The sequence below is a fragment of the Pricia antarctica genome (assembly GCF_900101815.1).
GTDB classification, from domain to species: Bacteria; Bacteroidota; Bacteroidia; order Flavobacteriales; family Flavobacteriaceae; genus Pricia; species Pricia antarctica.
The window spans coordinates 214,547-237,023 of record NZ_FNAO01000002.1; the positions used below are offsets into that span (position 1 = coordinate 214,547).

Annotated in this window: 17 protein-coding genes; 14 read left to right on the top strand and 3 right to left on the bottom strand. The window is 47.2% G+C overall.

Annotated features, from left to right (window positions below; genetic code table 11):
- The first annotated feature begins 116 nt into the window (after window positions 1-116).
- Entirely contained in the window at window positions 117-1,064 is a 948-nt protein-coding gene (locus BLT07_RS03775; RefSeq protein ID WP_175455244.1) for a sugar phosphate isomerase/epimerase family protein, read from the top strand.
- Between the two features lie 126 nt (window positions 1,065-1,190).
- On the opposite strand, the gene BLT07_RS03780 is transcribed toward BLT07_RS03775, so the two are convergent.
- Entirely contained in the window at window positions 1,191-2,120 is a 930-nt protein-coding gene (locus tag BLT07_RS03780; protein WP_091865952.1) for an NAD-dependent epimerase/dehydratase family protein, read from the bottom strand.
- A 179-nt stretch (window positions 2,121-2,299) separates the two neighbouring features.
- On the opposite strand from BLT07_RS03780, the gene BLT07_RS03785 reads away from it, so the two are divergent.
- The 13 genes from BLT07_RS03785 (at window position 2,300) to BLT07_RS03850 (ending at window position 17,512) form a co-directional block, all read left to right on the top strand.
- Window positions 2,300-3,787 carry an arylsulfatase gene (locus BLT07_RS03785; protein ID WP_091865954.1) on the top strand — a complete coding sequence of 496 codons (1,488 nt, stop codon included), beginning with the start codon at window positions 2,300-2,302 and terminating at the stop codon, window positions 3,785-3,787.
- A 74-nt stretch (window positions 3,788-3,861) separates the two neighbouring features.
- Complete coding sequence (locus BLT07_RS03790) at window positions 3,862-4,422, top strand: YeeE/YedE family protein (protein WP_091865956.1); 561 nt, start codon at window positions 3,862-3,864, stop codon at window positions 4,420-4,422.
- A gap of 4 nt (window positions 4,423-4,426) precedes the next feature.
- Window positions 4,427-4,840, top strand: a complete 414-nt coding sequence (locus BLT07_RS03795) for a DUF6691 family protein (RefSeq protein WP_091865958.1) — start codon at window positions 4,427-4,429, stop codon at window positions 4,838-4,840.
- A 304-nt stretch (window positions 4,841-5,144) separates the two neighbouring features.
- Complete coding sequence (locus tag BLT07_RS03805; RefSeq protein WP_245726439.1) at window positions 5,145-6,983, top strand: glycoside hydrolase family 2 protein; 1,839 nt, start codon at window positions 5,145-5,147, stop codon at window positions 6,981-6,983.
- A 22-nt stretch (window positions 6,984-7,005) separates the two neighbouring features.
- Window positions 7,006-8,082: a Gfo/Idh/MocA family protein gene (locus tag BLT07_RS03810; protein WP_217633285.1), complete on the top strand. Its 1,077-nt coding sequence runs from the start codon at window positions 7,006-7,008 to the stop codon at window positions 8,080-8,082.
- A gap of 13 nt (window positions 8,083-8,095) precedes the next feature.
- Entirely contained in the window at window positions 8,096-9,112 is a 1,017-nt protein-coding gene (locus tag BLT07_RS03815; RefSeq protein ID WP_091865966.1) for a glycoside hydrolase family 43 protein, read from the top strand.
- Window positions 9,113-9,351: 239 nt separating this feature from the next.
- A complete protein-coding gene (locus tag BLT07_RS03820) occupies window positions 9,352-11,529 on the top strand; it encodes a carbohydrate binding family 9 domain-containing protein (RefSeq protein WP_245726440.1) in 2,178 nt (725 codons plus the stop codon).
- Window positions 11,530-11,960: 431 nt separating this feature from the next.
- Window positions 11,961-13,142: an aldose epimerase family protein gene (locus BLT07_RS03830; RefSeq protein ID WP_217633286.1), complete on the top strand. Its 1,182-nt coding sequence runs from the start codon at window positions 11,961-11,963 to the stop codon at window positions 13,140-13,142.
- A gap of 130 nt (window positions 13,143-13,272) precedes the next feature.
- Window positions 13,273-14,409, top strand: coding sequence for a glycerate kinase (locus BLT07_RS03835; RefSeq protein ID WP_091866478.1), 1,137 nt, complete (start codon window positions 13,273-13,275; stop codon window positions 14,407-14,409).
- 64 nt (window positions 14,410-14,473) lie between these two features.
- Window positions 14,474-14,659 carry a hypothetical protein gene (locus BLT07_RS20685; RefSeq protein ID WP_139205099.1) on the top strand — a complete coding sequence of 62 codons (186 nt, stop codon included), beginning with the start codon at window positions 14,474-14,476 and terminating at the stop codon, window positions 14,657-14,659.
- A 114-nt stretch (window positions 14,660-14,773) separates the two neighbouring features.
- Window positions 14,774-15,787, top strand: coding sequence for a TRAP transporter substrate-binding protein (locus tag BLT07_RS03840; protein ID WP_091865970.1), 1,014 nt, complete (start codon window positions 14,774-14,776; stop codon window positions 15,785-15,787).
- A complete protein-coding gene (locus BLT07_RS03845; RefSeq protein ID WP_175455245.1) occupies window positions 15,777-16,241 on the top strand; it encodes a TRAP transporter small permease in 465 nt (154 codons plus the stop codon). The genes BLT07_RS03840 and BLT07_RS03845 overlap by 11 nt, the downstream gene beginning before the upstream one ends.
- Window positions 16,238-17,512, top strand: coding sequence for a TRAP transporter large permease (locus tag BLT07_RS03850; protein ID WP_091865975.1), 1,275 nt, complete (start codon window positions 16,238-16,240; stop codon window positions 17,510-17,512). The genes BLT07_RS03845 and BLT07_RS03850 overlap by 4 nt, the downstream gene beginning before the upstream one ends.
- A 181-nt stretch (window positions 17,513-17,693) precedes the next feature.
- On the opposite strand, the gene BLT07_RS03855 is transcribed toward BLT07_RS03850, so the two are convergent.
- A complete protein-coding gene (locus BLT07_RS03855) occupies window positions 17,694-20,138 on the bottom strand; it encodes a hypothetical protein (RefSeq protein WP_091865977.1) in 2,445 nt (814 codons plus the stop codon).
- 38 nt (window positions 20,139-20,176) lie between these two features.
- Window positions 20,177-22,468 carry a glycosyl hydrolase family 95 catalytic domain-containing protein gene (locus BLT07_RS03860; protein ID WP_091865979.1) on the bottom strand — a complete coding sequence of 764 codons (2,292 nt, stop codon included), beginning with the start codon at window positions 22,466-22,468 and terminating at the stop codon, window positions 20,177-20,179.
- Window positions 22,469-22,477 lie beyond the last annotated feature (9 nt).

Consider the following 22,477-nt stretch of genomic DNA (forward strand, 5'->3'; position numbering starts at 1 on the left):
AATATCGTAGGTAAAAGAGAACGTCAAAACGACTTCTGTTTCCATTTGTGGAAAAACCTTCGTTTTTAGGTGAGTATTTTAATTCAATGTGCTGTTGGTTAAATAAAAACTCAAGTATGGAAATTAAAAATCGGCGGAATTTTTTAAAAAAAGCGGCGTTGGCCCCACTTTGCCTTAGTTTTGGCACCAACTCATGGCCGATTATTCCTGATAGCACCAACGAGGTTGCACCCAATGCAACCTCAAAAATAAAACTGAGTCTGAACGCTTGGTCGTACAATGTTCCCCTTTATAAACATATAAACGGGGAATCGGGCGGTATGAGTCTTTTCGACCTCTTGGAGGAGTGCGCCAAACTCGATTTCGATGCCGTTGATCCCACCGGATATTTTTTTCCGGGATATCCGGAAGTGCCGAAAACCAAGTTCGTGAACGATTTCAAACGTAGGGCTTTCCAGTTGGGCCTTGATATCAGTGGCACTGGAATTCGAAATGATTTTGCAAATTCGAATAAAGAAGAGCGCCATGCAGACATTGAACTGGCGAAACGATGGATTGAGGCTGCGGCCGAAATGGGCGCGCCCGTCTTACGGGTTTTTGCAGGCCAACGGCCCGAAGGCTATAGTTGGGACGACACTGCCGTATGGATGGCCGATGCCCTTGGTGAATGTGCGGCCCATGGCGAGAAGTTCGGGGTATTGATTGGCGTGCAAAACCATGGCGGAATGCTCAAAAGTGCCGATGAGGTTTTGAAGGTTCTTGATATGGTATCATCGGATTGGTTGGGTGCCATTGTTGATACCGGTTATTTTTTGACGGATGACCCCTATTCGGATATCGCACGCGTCATCCCTAAGGCCGTGAATTGGCAAGTTAAATCATTGCTGAGTGACCGTAGGGGAGGGCCCATCGATTTGCAGAAGCTGGTAGCTATTATTAGGGCATCGCATTATAGGGGCTATTTACCTATCGAAGCCTTACCGATACTAGGTAAGGAAGAGGAATTCGATGCCTACACCCAAGTACCTGAATTACTGGGTAAACTCAGAAAGGCCTTGCGTTAAAATCATTAACCCGCATTGAAATTATTGAAAAAACAATCCGTTTAGGTAACTATCCGTGTAGCAGGCTTGCCCCTCATCAGTACGAAGGCTATTCGCTGCGGGATTTTCTTCAAAATTTAACGTGGTTCACGGATAATCGGCAGCAATCATTTCTTTGATACCCTCATCGTATGGGGTCGGTGCCATACCGAACCGCTTTTCAAATTTGCTGCTGTCAAACACATAGTCCCTATCATATTGGTAGAGCATTTCGGGCATTTCTTTCATGACGGGTACGAACAGCCCGATCAGCGGAATCATCCATTTTGGGACAACCTTCATTTTGGGTTTCGCTCCAAACGCCTTGGCGATATGTTCGACCCATTCCTTGCCCGTATAGGGGTCGGAAGCCGTGGGCAAATGCCAAACTTGGTTATAGGCATCTGAAGTGTTTCCCAGAAGAGCGGTCGCCTTACCGGCATCGGGCGTATAGGTAAAGGAATGTTTGCGGTCCGCGGCCCCCATCCAATTGGCCTTTTTACCCTTGGCGAGATTCTTTATCACCGTTTCGTTGAGCATACTGGTGTTGGCAATGTTCGGCCCGTAAAAATCTGCGGAACGGGCGATCAAGGCTGTGATGTTTCCCGCCTTTACTTCGTCCAAGAGCATAGTTGCGATAAGCGCCCGTACCTTCCCCTTTTCACTTGGGGGGTTTATCGGGGTTTCTTCGTCCATCCCATCCAAATACGCTCTATCGTACATATAGATGTTATCAAAAAATACCAGCTTGCAATTCTCTTCCTTACAGGCAGCGATGACCGTTTCCATAAACTTCGGCCAACTGCTCTGCCAGACTTTTAGATTATACGGAAACCCCACGGTAACATAGACCACGGAGGAACCCTGAACCGCTTTTTTTACGTCATCGGCCTGCAACAGGTCTGCCGATAACAAGGTATCGGTCTTGTTTACTTTTTTGGGATTCCGGCTTACCAGTCTTATGCCCGTCGTGTATTGTTTGAGCGCTTTCGCCAGTTCGATGCCAATGGCACCGCCGGCGCCTAAAATGGTCTGCATAGGGTGCTGTTTCTGTAAAGTTAGGGTTTTATGCGAGTGTAAGTTTCAACGTAATATGATTTTTTATTTGGTCAAGCCGATTAGTTGTTTAAAAAGAATAGTATTTTTAAAATTAATCCCGTCCCTAGAAAACAATACAGCGGCAAACCTTTACTAATCATCAAAATCCATAGTTAAAAATGAAATTTTATTTTAAGCACCTACTTGCATTAGCGACTGTTCTTATGGTGTCGTGTAACGACTCCAAAAAAAATGAGCATAACGATGCTGTTGCCAATGAAACTGCCGATAGCATCATGAAGCCCAACATCATTTATATTTTAGCCGATGATCTGGGGTATGGGGACCTAAGCGTTTATGGACAGAAAAAGTTCAAGACTCCCAATATCGATAGGCTGGCCGAGCAAGGTATGTTGTTCACACAGCATTATTCGGGCAGTACGGTCTGTGCCCCTTCAAGATCGGCCTTGATGACCGGCATGCATACGGGGCATACGGTGGTAAGGGGCAACAAAGAGATCAGGCCTGAAGGGCAGTACCCCATCCCCGACAGTACCTATACCTTGGCGGAAGTCCTAAAAAAAGCCGGGTATGTTACCGGGGCGTTTGGTAAATGGGGATTGGGATTTCCGGGTTCGGTAGGCGACCCCACCAATCAGGGATTCGATGTTTTCTATGGATATAATTGCCAACGTCTGGGCCATAACTACTATCCGTACCATTTATGGTCGAACAAAGATTCTATCGTACTCATGGGAAATGCAAACAAAAAGGATAGTGCCTATGCCCCTGAGCTCATCCACAAGGAAACCTTGAAGTTTATCGAGACCAATAAAGACAAACCGTTTTTCTTGTTCGTGCCTTCCATAATCCCGCATGCGGAGTTGGCCGCGCCAAATGCGTATATGGAAATGCATCGCGGCAAATATCCGCCTGAAAAGGCCTACCAAGGCATTGACGACGGTGCTGAATTCAATGTGGGTCCCTATCGGTCGCAAAAGGAAACCCACGCCGCCTTTGCCGCCATGATCAATGTGTTGGACGATCAGGTGGGCGATATTATGGCTAAAGTGGAAGGCTTGGGCCTTGCCGACCAAACGATAATCATATTTACCTCCGATAATGGCCCCCATACCGAGGGCGGCGCGGATCCGGAATATTTTGATAGTAACGGACCCTTAAAAGGTACAAAAAGAGACTTGTACGATGGGGGTATTCGAGTGCCTATGATCGCTAGTTGGCCGGGAAAAATAGCGCCGGGCTCGAAATCCGATTACGTTTCGGCTTTTTGGGATATTTTTCCGACATTTTCCGAAATTGTCGGTGTCGAACCCCCGAGTGATATCGATGGCGTATCGCTTTTGCCCACGCTTTTAGGGAAGAACGCCGATCAAAAGCAACACGAGTATTTGTATTGGGAATTCCATGAAAAAGGAGGTCGACAGGCGGTACGAAAAGGGAAATGGAAAGCGGTCAGATACAACGTTTTCAAAAACCCCGACGGTCCTTTGGAACTGTATGACCTGGAGAAAGACCAAGGCGAAGAAAACAATATTGCTTCGGAACATCCGGAGGTTGTAGCGGATATGGAGCGCATTTTGAAGACGGCTAGAACACCTTCCGAAATTTTTACTTTTGGCCAGGGTACGTATTTAGAAGGGAAATAAAATAAAAATAGCAGTGTCGTCTTTGTTGCCGCCCCATAAGAGTTAAAATAACGATATTCGCAAAAAATAAATATATGGATTGGATGTATGCACCTTGGCCTTGGTATGTGGCCGGCCCGTTAATCGCCCTGACCATGTTCATTTTGTTGTTTTTAGGGAAAAAGTTCGGTATGTCATCGAACCTGGAAACGATGTGTGCCATAGGTGGTGCTGGAAAGGTAGCAGCATATTTTAGGTTCGACTGGAAAAAGGACCGTTGGAACTTAATTGTCGTGGTGGGTGCCGTTATGGGAGGATTTTTGGCATCCCAATATATGTCCAACAACACGGTCGAAATCAATCCCCAGGTAGCCCGGCAGCTTTCTGAAGATTATGGCATCGATAGTGCGGGGGAAGCCTATTTGCCCCCTGAACTCTTTGCCGCCGAACAATTGGGCGACCCTTTCGTTCTTGCCGTTTTAATCCTCGGCGGATTTCTGGTAGGTTTTGGGGCACGCTATGCCGGTGGTTGTACTTCCGGCCATGCGATTTCGGGCCTGAGTAATCTGCAGTTGCCATCGCTGATCGCCGTAATCGGATTCTTTATTGGCGGGCTGGTCATGGTCCATTTGTTGTACCCTTTATTATTTGGATAGAAAAATGAAGTATATAAGTTATTTAATGGTAGGCGTTTTCTTTGGGATTGTCATGTACAAATCCGAAGCGGCCTCCTGGTTTCGGATTTACGAAATGTTCCAGTTCGGTGCTTTTCATATGTATGGTATTATCGGCTCGGCCTTGGTGTTGGGGATACTTGGTATTCAGGTCATCAAACGGAAGAATTTAAAAGCTTTCGGAAATCAAGAAATGCGGTTGAATCCAAAGGAAAAGGGCATTTCCCGCTACTTGATCGGCGGTATTATCTTCGGATTGGGCTGGGCGCTGGCAGGGGCGTGTCCCGGACCCATGTACGTGCTGATCGGTGCAGGATATTATTCGATTCTGGTGGTCATAGGGGGTGCGCTGTTAGGAACTTTTGCGTATGGGTTGTTGAAAGATAAGTTGCCGCATTAAGATCCATCCTCTTCATTATATTGGTCAAAATAAGAATCCTGATCTAACAGGGAACAGGTGCAGAATAAAAGGAAAGAGGAACCGGTAATTAAATTTTTCATTGGTTTTAGGTGGTTGGGCGAATCGGGTAAAACTTCCCAAAAAAGAACAAATCATTCCTTCTAAATAAAGATATTTTTTTATTTTAATGGGTTTGTGCACTAATATTGAGTTTACAAAGGATAAAGTGCTCCTGAAATGAATTTCAAGACCCTTTCCGTAATGAATGATGGAAAAATCTATCGAACCGATTAAAACCCTCAAAATGAACATGAAAAAGTTTTTGCTTACCCTGATTTTGCTTTTAGTTTCCCTACCGATTATTGCCCAATGGAAGCCCGCCGGAAAAAAAATAAAGACCGAATGGGCCGAAAAAATGGACCCTGAAAGCGTATTGCCGGAATATCCCCGCCCTATCATGGAGCGGGCGGACTGGAAAAACCTGAACGGATTGTGGGACTATGCCATACAGCCCCTTGGAAAGTCCCTTCCCTCAACCTTCGACGGTAAAATTTTGGTGCCATTCGCAGTGGAATCAAGCTTGTCGGGCGTGATGAAGGAGGTCGGTTCGGAGAATGAACTTTGGTATAGTACCGATTTCGAGGTGCCCGCCGATTGGGGCAAAAAGAACATCCTTATACATTTTGGTGCGGTAGATTGGCAAACGGAACTATGGATCAATGGGATAAAGGTAGGTTCACACGAGGGCGGCTATACCCCTTTTACCTTTAATATTACCCCGTTTCTGAGCGAAGGGGGGCAACAATTGATCGTAAAAGTATGGGACCCCACCGATGAAGGCCCCCAGCCCAGAGGTAAACAGGTCAAGAAACCCGAAGGCATCTGGTATACCCCTGTAACGGGCATCTGGCAGACCGTATGGTTAGAGCCGGTAGCCCAGAAAAGTATCGCAAGCCTAAAGGCCGTACCCGATATCGATAACGGTACCGTAATGATCGAAACGGAAATCGTAGGCGGTACTTATGGCGATATTGTCGAGGTTACGGTTTCCGATAACGGAACGACCTTGGCGACCGCCAAGTCCACCGTTGGCGAATCTTTGGTGCTGGGCATCGACAACGCCAAGCTTTGGTCGCCCGAAATGCCATTTCTTTATGATATGCAGGTAAAACTGATGGGTAGAAATCCGATGACCGGCGAACAGATGCTCCAAGACGAGGTAAAAAGCTATTTTGGGATGCGGAAAATTTCCATGAAAAAGGACGACCACGGTATCGTGCGGATGCAGCTCAATAACAAAGACTACTTTCAGTTCGGTCCGTTGGACCAAGGCTGGTGGCCCGACGGACTCTACACAGCCCCCACCGACGAGGCTCTGAAATACGATATCCAAAAGACCAAGGAACTCGGCTTTAATCTGATCCGTAAGCACGTAAAGGTGGAACCGGCCCGCTGGTACACCCATTGCGACCGATTGGGCATCTTGGTCTGGCAAGATATGCCCAGCGGCGATATGGGCCATGGTCCGCAATGGCAGAACCACAATTATTTTGAGGGGTCCGAACTTAAAAGAAGCGCCCGATCGGAAGCGATTTATAGAAAAGAATGGAAGGACATCATGGATTATTTGTTCTCCTATCCAAGCATTGTAACCTGGGTACCCTTCAACGAGGCCTGGGGCCAGTTCAAGACCGAAGAAATTACGGAATGGACCGATGCCTACGATCCCAGCCGATTGATCAATTCCGCCAGCGGCGGCAACTTTTACCGTACCGGAGATATCTTGGATCTGCACAACTATCCCGGACCCAAAATGTACCTCTACGATGCACAACGCGCCAACGTTCTGGGGGAATATGGCGGAATTGGCCTGGCCTTGGAAGATCACCTATGGCGCCCCGACGAGAACTGGGGCTACGTCAAGTTCAAAAACTCCAAGGAAACCACCGATCAATACGTAAAATACGCCGAGGAATTGAAAAAAATGGTCAAGTCCGGTTTCTCCGGCGCGATCTATACCCAGACCACCGATGTCGAGGGCGAGGTGAACGGCTTTATGACGTATGACCGGAAAGTAGATAAGATGGATTTTGCCAAGGTTAAAAAAGTGAACCAAGCGATTATCAATGAGCTTCAGAAATAATAGGACTTAAATTCCGATGAACATGAAAACAAAATTGACCTACCTTATTATCATTCTAGTATTGGGCTTTCAACAAAATCAGGCTCAAGAAAAACTGAAAGTTGCTGTGGTCGGTCTCAACCACGATCACGCCCACGGAATCATGAACGCCTTCCGGAACGACCGGATACAGTTGTTGGGCATAGCTGAAAACGATCCCGATCTGATTGCCCGCTATAAAAAGGACTACCAAGTGCCCGACAACCTCTTTTTCCCGGACACGAAGACCATGTTGAACCAAGTGACTCCCCAAGTGGTTATGGCCTACAACCCCATTAACGAACATGTGGACGTCGCCGAAATATGCCTGCCCATGAAGATACCCTTGATGGTCGAAAAGCCCTTGGCCACGACCGTAGCCGATGCCCAAAAGATGGCAAAACTCTCCAGGGACAACGACACCCATCTTTTGACGAACTTCGAGACCACTTGGTACGCCAGCAACCAAAAACTGAAAACCTTGGTCGGGGAATCCGATTTCGGAAAAATAACGAAGATGATCGCCAAAGATGGCCATGAGGGCCCCAAGGAAATTGGTTGCAGCAAGGAATTCCTCGCATGGCTCACCGACCCGGTAAAAAATGGCGGCGGTGCGGTCATGGATTTCGGCTGCTACGGTGCCAACTTGATGACCTGGCTGCAGAACGGCAAACGGCCCATTGCGGTCACTGCGGTCACAAAACACCTAAAACCGGACGTTTACCCGAAAGTCGATGACGATGCCACCATTATGGTGGAATATGACGATGCCATCGGAATCATCGAAGCCTCGTGGGACTGGTCGTACAGCATCAAAAGCCTTCAGGTCTATGGGTCCGAAAGTTCCTATCACGCCCCGAACGGAAAGACGCTGGTCAAGAACACGAATCCCGTAGAATCGGAAAGCATTAGCTTGAACGAGGAGTACTACCAAGACCATATTGCGTATCTAGAAGCGGTATTTGCCGGAAAAGTAAATCCCGAAAACGACTTGTCATCGTTATCCAACAACCTGATCGTTGTAGAGATTCTGGAGGCCGCCAAGAAATCCGCGGAAGCGGGCAAACGTATCGAGCTTTAACCCAATATACGGTATGAAACAAAAAATCATCCTGTGTCTTGCCTTTATAGCTATAAGCGGTAAGGTGATTGCGCAAAAACAAAAGGGGAACAACCCCATATTCGATGGCTGGTACGCCGATCCGGAAGGGGTTGTTTTCGATGATACCTATTGGATATTTCCCACCTTTTCTGACGACTACGACAAGCAGTTGCATTTCGATGCTTTTTCCTCCAAAGACCTGGTCAACTGGGAAAAGCACGAAAGCATATTGGATACCACTCAAATCAAGTGGTTGCGACAGGCCCTATGGGCTCCCGCCATCATCGAAAAGGACGATAAATATTATCTCTTTTTTGGCGCCAACGATATTCAACGGCCCGGCAGGGATTCCTACGATCCCGACAACGATATCAACCATTATGGAGGCATCGGCGTGGCAGTAGCCGATCATCCCGGGGGCCCTTACAAAGATTATCTAGGCGAACCTCTGATATCCGATTTTTACAACGATGCACAACCCATTGATCAGTTTGTCTTTATGGATACGGACGGCACCTATTATTTTTTCTATGGCGGCTGGGGCCATTGCAATATCGGGGTATTGACCGATGATTTTACGGGATTCGTTCCTTGGGAAAATGGTGAGAAATTCAAGGAAATCACCCCCGAAGAATACGTGGAAGGCCCGTTCATGTTCCTTAGAAACGGCATCTATTATTTTATGTGGTCGGAAGGCAGCTGGGGCGACGGCAGCTATAAAGTGGCCTACGCCATGGCCGACAAGGCCACAGGAACGTTCAAGCGCATCGGCACCATTTTAGAATCCAAGGCAGACGATATCGCTACTGGTGCCGGACACCATTCCGTCATTAAAAGGCCCGGAACGGACGAGTATATCATCGTGTACCACCGAAGGCCCATTCCCAATGAAGACCGTGATCATCGTGTTGTGGCCCTCGATAAAATGGAATTCAATTACGACGGTACCATAAAGCCCGTCAAGATGACTTTTGAAGGGGTTCAATTAAAATCCCCACCAAAGGAATAAGGCTATTTTTAGACCCAGGCTGCCATCGATGGCTAGCGGGAGTAGGGGATTGACGAACGATGAGCGACAATGGCAAAACGGCTCCGGAATCAAAATCGGCCGATTACGGTGCTATAATCAAGGTTGTACACCTGCTCATTATGCATTTTCAAGGCAACCGAATAAAATAGCTTATTTTTAGTATCATAAAAACCTATCTAAACACTATGCCATTCCCCAGAACTTTAATTTTTTGCCTTGTGGTTTCGCTAACCTTCTTTGGTGCCGATGCCCAAGAATCGGTCGACAGTACCGGCTTAAGTAAACGCCCCGTAATGGCCGCTACGGTGCTAGAGGATAGTCCCGTTATCGATGGCGACGTGCTGAACGATGCAATCTGGCAGGGGGTAGCCGCATTTGGAGATCTGACCCAGGCGCAGCCCAATTTTGGGAAACCGGCATCCGAAAAGACGGAAATCCGGGTGGGCTACACGAGCGAAACCTTCTACGTAGCTGTGGTCTGTTACGATTCGCGGCCCGATAAATTGGTCGTCTCCGATGCGCGTCGTGATGCCAATCTTGACAATACCGACGCATTCCTGTTTATTTTGGATACCTATAAGGATAGTCAGAACGGTTTTATTTTTGGGACGAACTCTATCGGCGTCGAATATGATGCCCAGGTCGACAACGAAGGCCAGGGCAACACCAACGTCAACCGTCAGCAGGTTGGTACCATAGGAGGTTTCAACCTCAACTGGGACGGTTCTTGGGAGGTACGGACGGAGGTAGGCGACTATGGTTGGAGCGCCGAATTTGCCATCCCCCTGCGTACGTTGCGCTTTCAACCGGGCAAGGATTGGGGCGTTAATTTTCGTAGAAATATCCGCAAGACCAATGAAGTTGTTTATTGGTCGCCCCTGCCGGTCAGTTTTAACATCAACCGGCTATCGTTGGCAGGTACCTTGACCGGACTCGACCTGCGCAGTCCCGGTAACCTAAAGGTCATCCCCTATGTACTCGGCCAAGTTTCCAGAGATTTTACGACCGCCGATTCGAAATCCGATTTCAGGTTCGAGGCCGGGGGCGATGTCAAGTACAGCATTACCCCGAGCCTGACTTTGGACCTAACCTACAACACCGATTTCGCACAAGTCGAGGTCGACGATCAGCAGGTAAACCTAGATCGGTTCAATCTCTTTTTTCCCGAAAAAAGACCGTTTTTCCTTGAAAATGCAGGACTTTTCAGCGTGGGCAACCCCGGGGAGGTCGACCTGTTTTTTAGCCGTCGTATCGGTATCGGCGAGGGCGGTACTGTCGTACCGATAATAGGAGGCGCCCGATTGTCAGGAAAGCTAAATCGTACCAACGTGGGGCTGCTGACCATGTTTACCGAAGAGGTCGCGGAAGCCGGTATTCAACAAAACAACTTTAGCGTTGGGCGGGTCAACCACGAATTTAAGGGGCGGTCGGCCCTGGGGGCGATGTGGGTTTCCAAAAAGGGACTCCAAACCGATGACGATTTTAACCGAACTATCGCTATCGACGGTAAATGGGGATTGGGCCGCAAGGCAAGGCTCTCGGGTTTCTATGCGCGATCGGCCGATGCCAAGGAATCCCTCGACGGACACGCTTTTCTTTTGCAGTCCGATTACAAATGGAACAACTGGGATATGAAAGCCGCCTATACCGAGGTAGGAGAGGGCTTTAACCCCGAAGTAGGCTTTTTGCTCCGGCCGGCCTTTAGAAAGCCCGAAGGTTTTTTGATGTACCATTTGCGGCCCAAAAAGGAGGATGCCAAAATTTTGGAATACCGTCCCCATGTCTCGTACCAAGGCTATTGGAATTTTGACGGTTTTCTGGAAACCGGGTTCCTACATATCGACAACCATTGGGAGTTCAAAAGCGGAACGGAAATGCACACGGGCGTAAACGTTACGACCGAAGGGGTGTTGGAACCCTTTGAGATTTCCAAAGGGGTCATCGTGTCCCCTGGCACCTATCGCCATGCCGAGGGTGCCTTCGTTTTTTTTACCAATCAGAGCAAACCGATTTCCGTGAATATAAGATCGGTTAACGGAGGCTCATTTGGGGGAACCCGCTCCATCAACAGCGGTACGTTGCGCCTAAGGGCCGGCGACAAGTTTAATGCCGCTTTTACCTATCTGTACAACTGGTTCGACCTACCGGGAGGCAGTTTTTCCGCCAATGTGTTCCGCAGCCAGATTTCCTATTCCTTCAAGCCTAATATGTACCTACAAGGACTGGTGCAGAACAATACGGTGGACCATCTTTGGGCGTTCAACTTCCGTTTTGGCTGGCTGCAGCGTGCCAATACCGGCCTGTTCGTAGTATATAACCATAATTTACAGGATGGCGGCCCGTTGAACAATAGCTTTATCATAAAATATACCCGGATGATCGATTTGCTGAAATAACGCATTCCCAGTTCTGACATCCCTTTAAAAAATGAACCGGAAAAAGAGGATAAAAAAAGGCGAAAATGGACAATTAAAGTATTTTGTGTGCAAAGGATAAAATATACGAAGGCCCGAACAGCAACAGTTGATCATCGACCTATTAAAAACGAATGCCCCCCCATGGTCTGTACCGAATATATGGCACGCACGAACGATAGCTGATTCTCGAATATTCTTCCTATCTTGAAAAAGGAAAATATCGGGGCCATCAATTGAGGCCTGCTCGCTGGCAAATCCAATACCAAATACGCTTGGAACACGCCTGTAAAAGATGGTGGCCAACCGGCAGAGCGGTTTCACGATGTCTTCCGAAAAAACGGAACCCCTTATCGACAAGATGAGGGGGACCTGATTAAAAAAATTAAATTCAGAACCCAATAAAGACAAAAATGAAAAAAAGTAAATGGTACGGAATGTTTGGCTTAACCTTGTTGATGGCATTCACAGCCTGCAAGGAAAACAAAAAAACGGAAGAGATGAACACAAAAGATGATTCTGCCATGGAAAAAACAATCGAGACCAGCCTAAAGGAGTCCGACTTCGCTACCGAAATCGATGGGAAGCCCGTAAAGCTTTATTGGTTGAAAAACGGGGACCTGCAAATGGCCATGACCAACTACGGCGCCCGGATCGTGGGACTTTGGGCACCCGATAAAAATGGCAAGATGACCGACGTTATCATCGGCCGTGGAAGTGCAAAGGCCTATGTTGACGGTCCCGAATCTTACTTTGGAGCGACTATCGGCCGAGTGGGCAACCGAATTGCGAAAGGCAAATTTAAGGTCGAGGGAAAAACGTATTCCATCAAACCCAACAACAACGCAAATGCCCTGCACGGCGGTGAAAATGGGTTTCAAGACAAGGTCTGGGAAGCCGATCGGCCCAATGACTATACCTTGGAGCTGCAGTATACCTCCCCCGATGGCGAAGAGGGCTTTCCCGGGGAACTGGACGCAAAAGTTACCTATTCCCTGGTCGACGACCATACCCTAAAAATAGAATATGGGGCTACCACCGATAAAACAACGGTGGTCAATTTGACGAACCACTCCTATTTCAATCTCAATGGGGAAGGTAGCGGTACGATCCTCAATCATGAATTGCAAATCTATGCCGACAAGTTTACTCCGGTTGACGAAGGCCTTATCCCCAGTGGGGAATTGAAGAGCGTCGAAGGAACGCCGTTCGATTTTACGAGTCCCCATACCATCGGAGAACGCATCGATATGGACGATGAGCAATTGAAATTCGGGGGCGGTTATGATCATAATTACGTATTGGGCGGCCAGAAGGAGAACGGTATGAACCATGCCGCCAAGGTTGTCGGGGACAAATCGGGAATCATAATGGACGTTTATACCGAAGAACCCGGCGTACAGTTCTATACCGGTAATTTTATGGATTCGAAGAACGCCCTGAAATCCGGTGCAAAAGATGATAATCGAACGGCTTTTTGTCTAGAGACGCAGCATTTTCCAGATGCTCCGAACCATCCTGATTTCTCGTCGATCGAACTCAAGCCCGGCGATACCTATAATACCGTCACGGAATACTCATTTTCAGTTAAATAAGGGATTTTCAAAGTCCACGGACCATGAGAAAGGGGAAGCGCTTATCCTATCCATGTTTACCCTCAATGGGATCCGGCTTTTCCCAAAAGGAAGCCTTCCGGTTTCGCAGGCTGAAGAAAAACAACGGAACATGAACGTGGTAATCGCCCCAGATTCATTCAAGGAATGCCTGTCGGCAAAAGAAGTGGCCTTAAACATGGCCTTGGGTGTTGCCGAAATTATGCCCGAAGCTGAAATCGTGCAAATTCCCATATCCGATGGAGGCGAAGGGATGTTGGAAGCCTTGGTGAACGGTTCACAGGGAAGGTTCGTTTCGGTCAAGGTCAAAGACCCCTTGTTGCGTGATATAGAAGCCCAATACGGAATTTTAGACGACCAAAAAACGGCGGTAATCGAATTGGCAAAGGCATCGGGGCTGGATCTTTTGGCCGAGAAGGAGAAAGATCCCTTGTCGACCTCAACCTTCGGTACGGGCCAATTGATCAAGGATGCCTTGGATAAGGGCTGTACGAAACTGATTATCGGAATCGGCGGCAGTGCGACGAACGATGCCGGAACCGGAATGATAAGTGCCTTGGGCGCTCGATTTTTGAACGCAAAAGGAGAAATTTTAAAGCAAGGTGGCGGTAGCTTGGGCGAACTGGAGCGAATCGATATATCGGATCTGGATAAGCGGTTGGCCGATTGTGAGGTTTTGGTGGCCTGCGATGTATCGAACCCTTTGACAGGTGAAACGGGGGCATCCTTTGTATATGGCGGCCAAAAAGGGGGCAGTCATGAAACTTTGCAATTGTTGGACAAGAATCTGACCCACTATGCCGCTATTTTAAAAAAAGATTTGAACATCGCTATAGACACAGTTCCGGGATCCGGTGCCGCAGGGGGTACAGGCGCTGCTTTGATGGCTTTTATGGGAGGAAAATTAACGGAGGGGATAGGTCTGGTATTAGATACCCTGAACATGGATGAATACCTTAAAAAAGCGGATGTAGTTATTACGGGGGAAGGAAAAATCGACCAACAGACCTTATATGGAAAAACCATTGCGGGAATCGCAAAAATGGCAAAAAGGCATAATGTGCCGGTAATTGTCATTACAGGAAAAATCGGTGATGCTATCGGGGGCATTTACGAAAACGGGGTGACCGCCGTGTTTTCTATTGTCGATCAGCCGATGGAGTTGGAGCACGCCATTACCGATGCCCCTAGGTTGATCCAAAATTGTACAAAGGCTGTTTTTCAAACCATCCAAAGATTTAAGAAATAAGAGGTTATGGCTTTGAAGGATGCTGAAAATAGGAAATCGGACAGTGTAGTGATGATCGGTAGCTTTGATACGAAAGCAGAAAATTTCGCCTACTGGGCTGGCATCCGGCGAAGAATTTCCTGCGGTCTGGATCGTAAAACATCCCAAGGCGAAAATTGTGGGGAATACTTTGGGGCATGATGAAAGAGCGCATAATCTAAAGGCGTATCAAACGATTTTAAAGAATAGCTTGGAGTGGGTCAAGGATTAATTACCTTAGATGCACCTTCGAGCGCGGCAAACCCTTACCACTTTTGAGACCGGCTCGTAACCCGTAATGTTGCCATCGAGATCAAAACGATCGTTGGGATAGAAAATGAGTTTAATGGACAGGAAATTAAAATTAGGCGGTTCTATTTTCGGGCACATTGTATTTTGCTTCTCTTTTTTATGGTTTACCGGTTGTACCTCCGATAAAAAGGAGCCTGAATTCCTATTCCGTACGGCCCTTTTGGTCAACGAAGACCATACTTGGTTCAAAGCCTTCGCCTATTTCGGCGAAATTTTGGAAGAGCGTTCCGACGGTCGGATAAAAGTAGAGATCTACCCATCGGAACAATTGGCGAAGGAGATCGAAGCTATCCGTTTGATACAGGCCGATGTTATCGATATGACCACCACGGGTTCGACCCTGACCAACTGGTTCGAGGTCGCCACCTTCTGCGAACTGCCTTTTTTGATGCAAGATTCGACGGACATGAACCGCTATATCAACGGCCCGATCGGAAAACTGATGGAAGAGGAAATGATCGAGAAATCAGGGTTGCGAGCCTTGGGACATTTTGAACGCGGCGCGCGACACTTGACTTCAAATCGACCTATCCGCCATCCCGATGATTTAAAAGGATTGATTATCCGCGTTCCCAACGTCCCCTCATTTGTTACGGCATGGAGCGCCTTGGGGGCCAAACCGACGCCAATGGCATTTTCAGAGGTCTTCACCTCGCTGCAGCAGGGCACCATCCAAGCACAGGAAAATCCGTTTGCGATGATCAACAATGCCGGTTTTGCGGAGGTCCAAAAATATGTAAACCTGACCGGTCACGTCATAAGCTGGGTCTATCCGGTAGTGGGCGAAAAACAATTTCAGCGCTTACCGTCCGACCTTCAGGAAATCTTTTTGCTGGCGGGAAAGGACATGCAAGACTATGAACACCGGCTTTTTTTGGAGAACGAGAAAAGTGTTCAGGAGGAATTAAAGACTAAGGGTATGAAATTCATAAAGGTGGACAAGAAAGCTTTTGAAGAAAAGTGTAGCAATGCAATCTACGAAAGCCTGTCCCCCGAAATGCAGAAGATATATAGACAACTCAAACAAGAAAAACAGGATGCTTCGTAAAACCATCGGGCGTATACTTAAAGTGGGTACCTTGTTAAGTACCTGGGGCTTGATAACGACCGTGCTCCTTCAGATTTTTTTCCGATTTTCGCCCTTACAGACCCCGTCATGGACCGAGGAGGCATCGCGCCTCTTTTTTATCTATGCCATGTCCTTCGCTGCGGGCCTGGCCATGAAGAGTGCTTATTTCGTACACTTGGACATGTTTTTCAATCGCCTTCCCCTTAAATGGCAGCGTTTTTTGAACAAGGGCATTCCGTTGATAAACTTTCTGCTTTTTGCCATCATGGCCCTATTTTCTATTAAGTTAGTCCTATTAGGTATCCCCGAAAAATCGCCGAGTATGGGTTTTAACATGGGCGTAGCTTTCTTTAGCATGTTCGTTATGTCGGCCTCTATCTGTTACTATCTATGGATAAAAATCAGGAAAACCTTTAAAAGCTCGAAACCATGATATGGATTTTGGTCATTGTCTTTGTGGTGTGCCTGGTGTTGCGCTTTCCCATAGCCTTTGCGATGGGACTGGCCTGTTTCAGTTACTTGTTGGCCAAGGGAATCCCCCTGATCGTCGTGCCCATGAAAATGTATTCGGGTATCGATGTGTTCGTCCTTTTGAGCGTTCCCGGATTCATCCTGGCCGGTAATTTGATGAACCAGGGCGGACTGACGGAAAAGATCATAAAATTCTGTAACCATCTGTTGGGCCATATCCGGGGCGGACTTTCTTTGGTGAATATCGGGGCCTCGATGCTTTTTGCCGGTATCTCGGGAACGGCGATTTCCGACACGGCCAGCATGGGGTCGATTCTGATTCCCGCCATGAAAAAGGAAGGCTACGATACCGCATTTTCTTGTGCGGTCACCGCGGCCTCTTCCACCGTCGGCCCTATTATTCCCCCAAGCGTACCCTTGATCATTGCGGCGACCTTGAGTGGCCTCTCGGTAGGAAAGTTGTTTTTGGCGGGAGCATTACCGGGATTGCTATTAGGCCTCGGCCTGTTGTTAACCGCCTATTTTATTTCCAGGCGAAAAAACTATCCGAAGCACGAACGCAGTAGTTTCGGTCAGGTGATGCGCAGTTTTGTCGATACCTTTTGGTCGCTTTTAATGACCTTTATAATTCTTTACGGTATCATCGGCGGAATTTTTACCCCAACGGAAGCCTCGATCATTGCCGTGGCCTACGCCCTTGTTATTGGGAAATTTGTTTACGGGCGACTGAATTTCAAAAACATCCAAGTCATTTTTCTGGATAGCATGAAGACCTCGGCATCACTAATGGTCTTGGTAGGTTTTGCCAATCTTTTCGGATTCGTTCTCATTACGGAGCAGATCCCACAAACGATTTCCAGCGAAATTCTGGGGTTTACCACCAACAAATATGTAGTGCTACTGTTGATCAATCTTTTATTGATCGTTGTGGGCACTTTTATGGAGACTATTGCCGCATTATTAATCCTGTTCCCGATTTTACTGAAGGTGGCCTTGGCGGTAGATGTCGATCCCATCCATTTTGCCATTATTGCGGTATTGAACCTGATTATCGGCCTGACAACACCACCGGTCGGGGTCTGTCTTTTTGTGGCATCCAGTATCGGAAAGATATCGATAGGGGCGGTCAGTAGGGCAGGGCTCCCATTTTTGTTAGTCAGTTTGACCGTATTGGTTTTGGTCACCCTGTTCCCCTGGTTTTCGTTGGTATTGCCCAATTTGTTTATGGATTGATTTTTAGTTTAATACATACGTTGCGTTTCCGACCACCTCGGAATTGTGAATAAAAGACTATCCATCTGTACGTCAAAACCCTGAATTTTCTAAGGGACTAGAAAATCCTAATTATTGAAAAACTACCTTTTCAGCGTAAAATGTCCAAGGTATTTTTTGTCCTGACCTGTCCCTTTTCACGTCATTCTTGAATTTCCACTAGCTCTGGATTTCCGGTTGTTTTTACCTCCAGTTTAAGACCAGCTCCCTCTTTTTTGGTAGAAAAAGAACAATCTACCTTGATTTTATGATTTCCATTACCTAGTTCCAAAAGATTCGAATCTAGAGGTATACTTTTTATTTTGTTCCAAGTTTTGTTATAAAGTACCATCTCATTTCCGCCGGTATATTTTAGATACTCATCCACTGAAACGGTCGTGTTCAATTCGATTTTCTTAAAATTGTCCAGCTCGATGGTGATGTCCGATGCGGAAACGTTTTTCGTTGTAATAATAAATTGTAAGGGTTGGGCGCCATATTCATTTGTAAATTGAAAAACCGAGCCAATAGGCTCCCCAGGTTGCCGTATCTTAAAATTATGCTCAAATCGACTTATGGCGTAAGGAACCAAATTCCAGCTGTTTTCGGTTAATTTTTCCAAAGAGAACTCATCCTCGATATTTTCCATTCGTTTCTTTTGGTCTTTGGTAAAGGCGCCTCCCATTCTTGCCCTTTCCCATTGTTTGATTTTTTCCAATATTTCGTCTCCAAAGCCATTTTTACCGACCAGATCCACCGAGGTAACCAAGGCGTAGCCGGCATCAAAGGCCGCGCTTCTGGCCAGCATCCATTCAATATCCTCCAAACTAGTATTGTCGCGCATGCTGAACCACCCTAGCATGCAAGGAATGAAATTCCTGCGAAAATAATCTTGGTTCAAAAGTCTTAAGGAGGTCTGACTTTCCCTAAAACCGGCATACCAGGGTTCGCCCCAATTCATACGGGTGAACATATGCCAGAAATAATGTCCAGGTCTACTGGCATCCATAATATAATCGTTCTTGATCTCGGGTTGCAATTTGTTGTACCAGGCATCCACAAAAAGGAGTTCACCATAGGCGCCCATTCCGGTCGAATAATTTCCTTCGAGCCCATCAAAGGAGATTTGTTTTAAACCGGTTTCGTTGAACAGATCTGCGATCCGATTCGCCATCTCAATACCCAGGCTCTCGTTGGTCAGGAAGGTCTGATACGCGTGATCGGCCAATTTTGAGATTGCGCCTCCTTTACGATGTGGACCGACCACTGTTCCGAACGCCCCTCGCTGACAATTATTCAACATCCAAGGGGCCGTTTCCGAAACACTTTCGTAACGAATGATTTCAGTATCGATGACTACCGCGTGGAGACTATTGTTCTCCATTTGGTTAAAATAGGTGGGATCTTGGATTTCGATATTTTTATCGCCCGCAGTAATGGTATTGACAAGAACACTAGATCCTACCTTGGCCAACCTATCATCGGGAACGGGTGTCACATAGGGGTCGTTTGTGGTAATAAAGTTCGATAAAGTGTGTACGCCTAGTTTGAGCCCTGCTTCCGTTGCTTTGTCGACACACTCTTTCATGCTTTCCCAGTTTTTAGGGAAAGACTTCTTTTGTAAATCGAAATGTCCCCAGTTTTCAAAAGGTCCTGAATGGTATAGATACTTTAAGCCCGCTTTTTTTGTCAGTACAATGGCATCATCGATTGACGACGTACCAAAATCCTGGATCAGATAGGCAGAAGTAGCGGTTGTCGACCGTTTGCTCCATTCACCGTTTAGGGTGGGGTGGGGCAGTCCCTCTCCCAATTCTATGGCTTCCAATGTGTTCAGCACCTCCTCGGGTCCGCAACCGAACAAGGCAATTTTTGAGCCCACTATACCTTCATCCTTAAAGGCAGGTGCACTATAATGCGTATGGTTCATGGAAGCAACATCGCGGTCGTTGTTGCGGTTTCTGGTGTAGGCCTGTAAAGAACTGCCATACTCTTTGGGTAAGGCCGTATGGCCTCTGTATAGGATATTCAATGAATCGGATACATCAACCAAACTCGTGGTGCCAAAAATATTGTAAGAGGGGGTCGAGTCGTCTTCATTGGTGGGATATCCGCCAATGGTTCTCTTGTTCAAGGCCTGTATTCCGATAGCGAAATCCGTATTACGAACTACCCCGACAGTTTCACCGATAGTTTCTTTGATCTTGGTTTCAAAGGGCCCCCATAACACCAATTCGATAGCCTCTTTTTTGGTAATCGCACTAAGTTCAAAAGTGGTATATTTTTCTTTTCTCACGACTTTTATCTCGGCGTCTACGCCATTCTTAGGATAATTTAATTCCAGAATTTTTCCCTCTTGTTTCAGTTCAAAGGATTTTGGGTATTCCAAATCTCCGTTTACCCGTATTGCCAAGATGGATTTGGGATCGCTATCCGTATATTGATAGTCTCTGTTATTGTCTGTATCGCTTAAGGATACCAAGGCTCCAATTTCGTTAAAAGCAATATTTAAAGTGCCCGCAGTAAGGGTTTTATCGGTTTTTTTTTGGCACCCTGTAAATGCTGCCAATAAAAAAAGTATCGTAACTTTTAAAGTTAGATTATTCATACGCTTTCGTTTTAATTAATTGGCGATGCCCTCAAGCTTCAAGATCGATCGGTTTTCAAGGTTATCGTTTCTCCCGGTGTGGTTTCGAACAATAGCAGATCCCCATCCTTCTGATATTTTTTGGAAGAGGAAAACGCATTCTTCTTAAAGGGATTCCTCAATTTTAACAATTCTCCTTTTTCCGAAACAATGCCCACATGTATTACACGACCTTTTTCCATTTTTGCGGAAACCAGAAAAGCACCTTCCGTACGTAGTTGATTGAAACTAACGTCTCCCCAATCTTTTGGAACGGCGGGAAAAAGGAGTACGGTACCCGTATGACTTTGGATAAGCATCTCCTGTAGGCCAGAGGCAAAGGCAAAATTACCTTCCAGCGTAAATGGGCGGTAGGTGAACTCGGAATACCCCTTGCCAGACTGGTCGCCGTTCACATGAAAACTGTTGGGAAGGCAAAAGCTGGTCGCAAATATTTTCAGGGCCTCGGCCGCACCTTCACCGTCCATCGCACGGGCCTTCATATTTCCTAGCCAACTGAACGAATAGCCGACCCACTGGGAAGAACCAAGACTGTCTAATCTGGCTAGCGTATTGTCAATTATTTTCCGATCTTCCTTACCGTTGGAATAATCCACCAATCCCAAAGGGTGGTACCCCAATTGATGCGAATGGTGACGGTGCGACTCGGTCACTGCTTCGTCAGGGGAAATCATCAATCCCATCTTTTCATCCACGGCCAGGTCTGGCCATTGCTCCAGTCTATTGGACCAGTGTCTTGCCTCTGCACTCTTTTCCAGTTCGGTGGCAAGCTCGGCCGCGGTGCCAAAAGTCCAACGGATCAGGGCGAGGTCAAAATTGGTTGTGTTCCCGAACCAAGCTTCCCTGCTATTGTCATGGAATTCAGGACTGGCACTTATGGGTAGTTTGTATCTGCCATTTTTATCCTTTCCCATGATGCTTTCAAGGTGTTTAGCCACATCGGAAATCCAGGGATATGCTTTCTCGACTAAAAAATCACGGTCCATACTGTATCGCCAGTGCAGATAAAAATGCTGTCCCAGCCATGCCCCTACCGTCGGCCCCATGGCATATTGGATCCACCCGCCCATGGGTTCGCCGGTCATGGTGGTGACCCCGGGCACGTTGAGGCCCTCATTTTTGTAATAGCTCTTAGTATATTTCTTAAAGGTTTCCCTGTTCTTCCATAGCCAGTTGAGGAACCCTATTTCAAGGTCGAGATGGTTACCGCTATAGGCTGGCCAATAGCTGAGCTGGGTATTCAGGTCATGGTGAAAATCACCCTTCCATGGCGGTAGTTTTCCATTGTCCGCCGTCCAAACGGATTGTAACGAAATGGGCGGTGCATCGGCACGGGCCGCCGAACCAAATTTGTACTGCTCCAAGTACCATTGTTTCTGCAGTATGGAATCGGGCACCTGTAAGCTGGATTTTTCCCAGAAAGCTTCCCACCAAGTGGAATGGGCAGTAAAAGCCGAGTTGAAATCAGAATTTTTTTCCTTATCCAATATTTCCTTGGTCGTGGCACTCTTGTCCCAATCCGGAAAGCTGGAACTTATGCTCCAGGCTCCCGCCATGCCATTGTCGGTGGAGGTATTGGAGACCTGTACCTGATATTTAAAACCGCCCCAACCTTCTTGTTCGTACAAACGGCCATTTTCATTTTGCACCACCTCGCCCATGGGATATTCCAACCTTCGTAGGTCCTGTCCGGTAACCGGATCGCCGCCGCCATCGTTCGCTTTATTGTAGGCAGGCGGAATCAATTGGTAGTTCAATGGCTCTTTCAGCCCTTCAAAACGAAACCTTCCCACGGGATTTTTCGCATCGACAAAGGTGAGCAACCGTACACCGTTCTTCCATTTTACCTCGCAAATGGCATTGTTGAGATAAAGGCGTACCGAAGCGACTTCCCCCAAGGAAGCGATATCGAACTCCAACGCCGCCCCGGGGATTTTTGAGGGGGCGGGTAGACGGTCATAGGGAATATCGTACCGCTCCTGTACCGTTTTGTATTCGTCCTTTTTCCATTGTTCATAGACCCAGTTGTAATCATACTCGTCCAGCTTCAGGTTTTCCATTGGGCGCAGGTCCCAAAGGTCGGCACGATCCAATGACATCCGCAGCTTGCCGTCTTTCTGCCAGATCAAGGCACCTACCATGCCGTTGCCTAAGGGTATCCCTTCGTCCCAGACCGTAGGCAGGGCATCGAAATGCAGATCGCTAGGGGATTTTTCAAGCAAGATGCCTTCGTTTTGGGTCTTACAGGCCACGATGAACAGTGCAACGGATAAGGTTAGTACTAGTTTCATTTTTGTAGG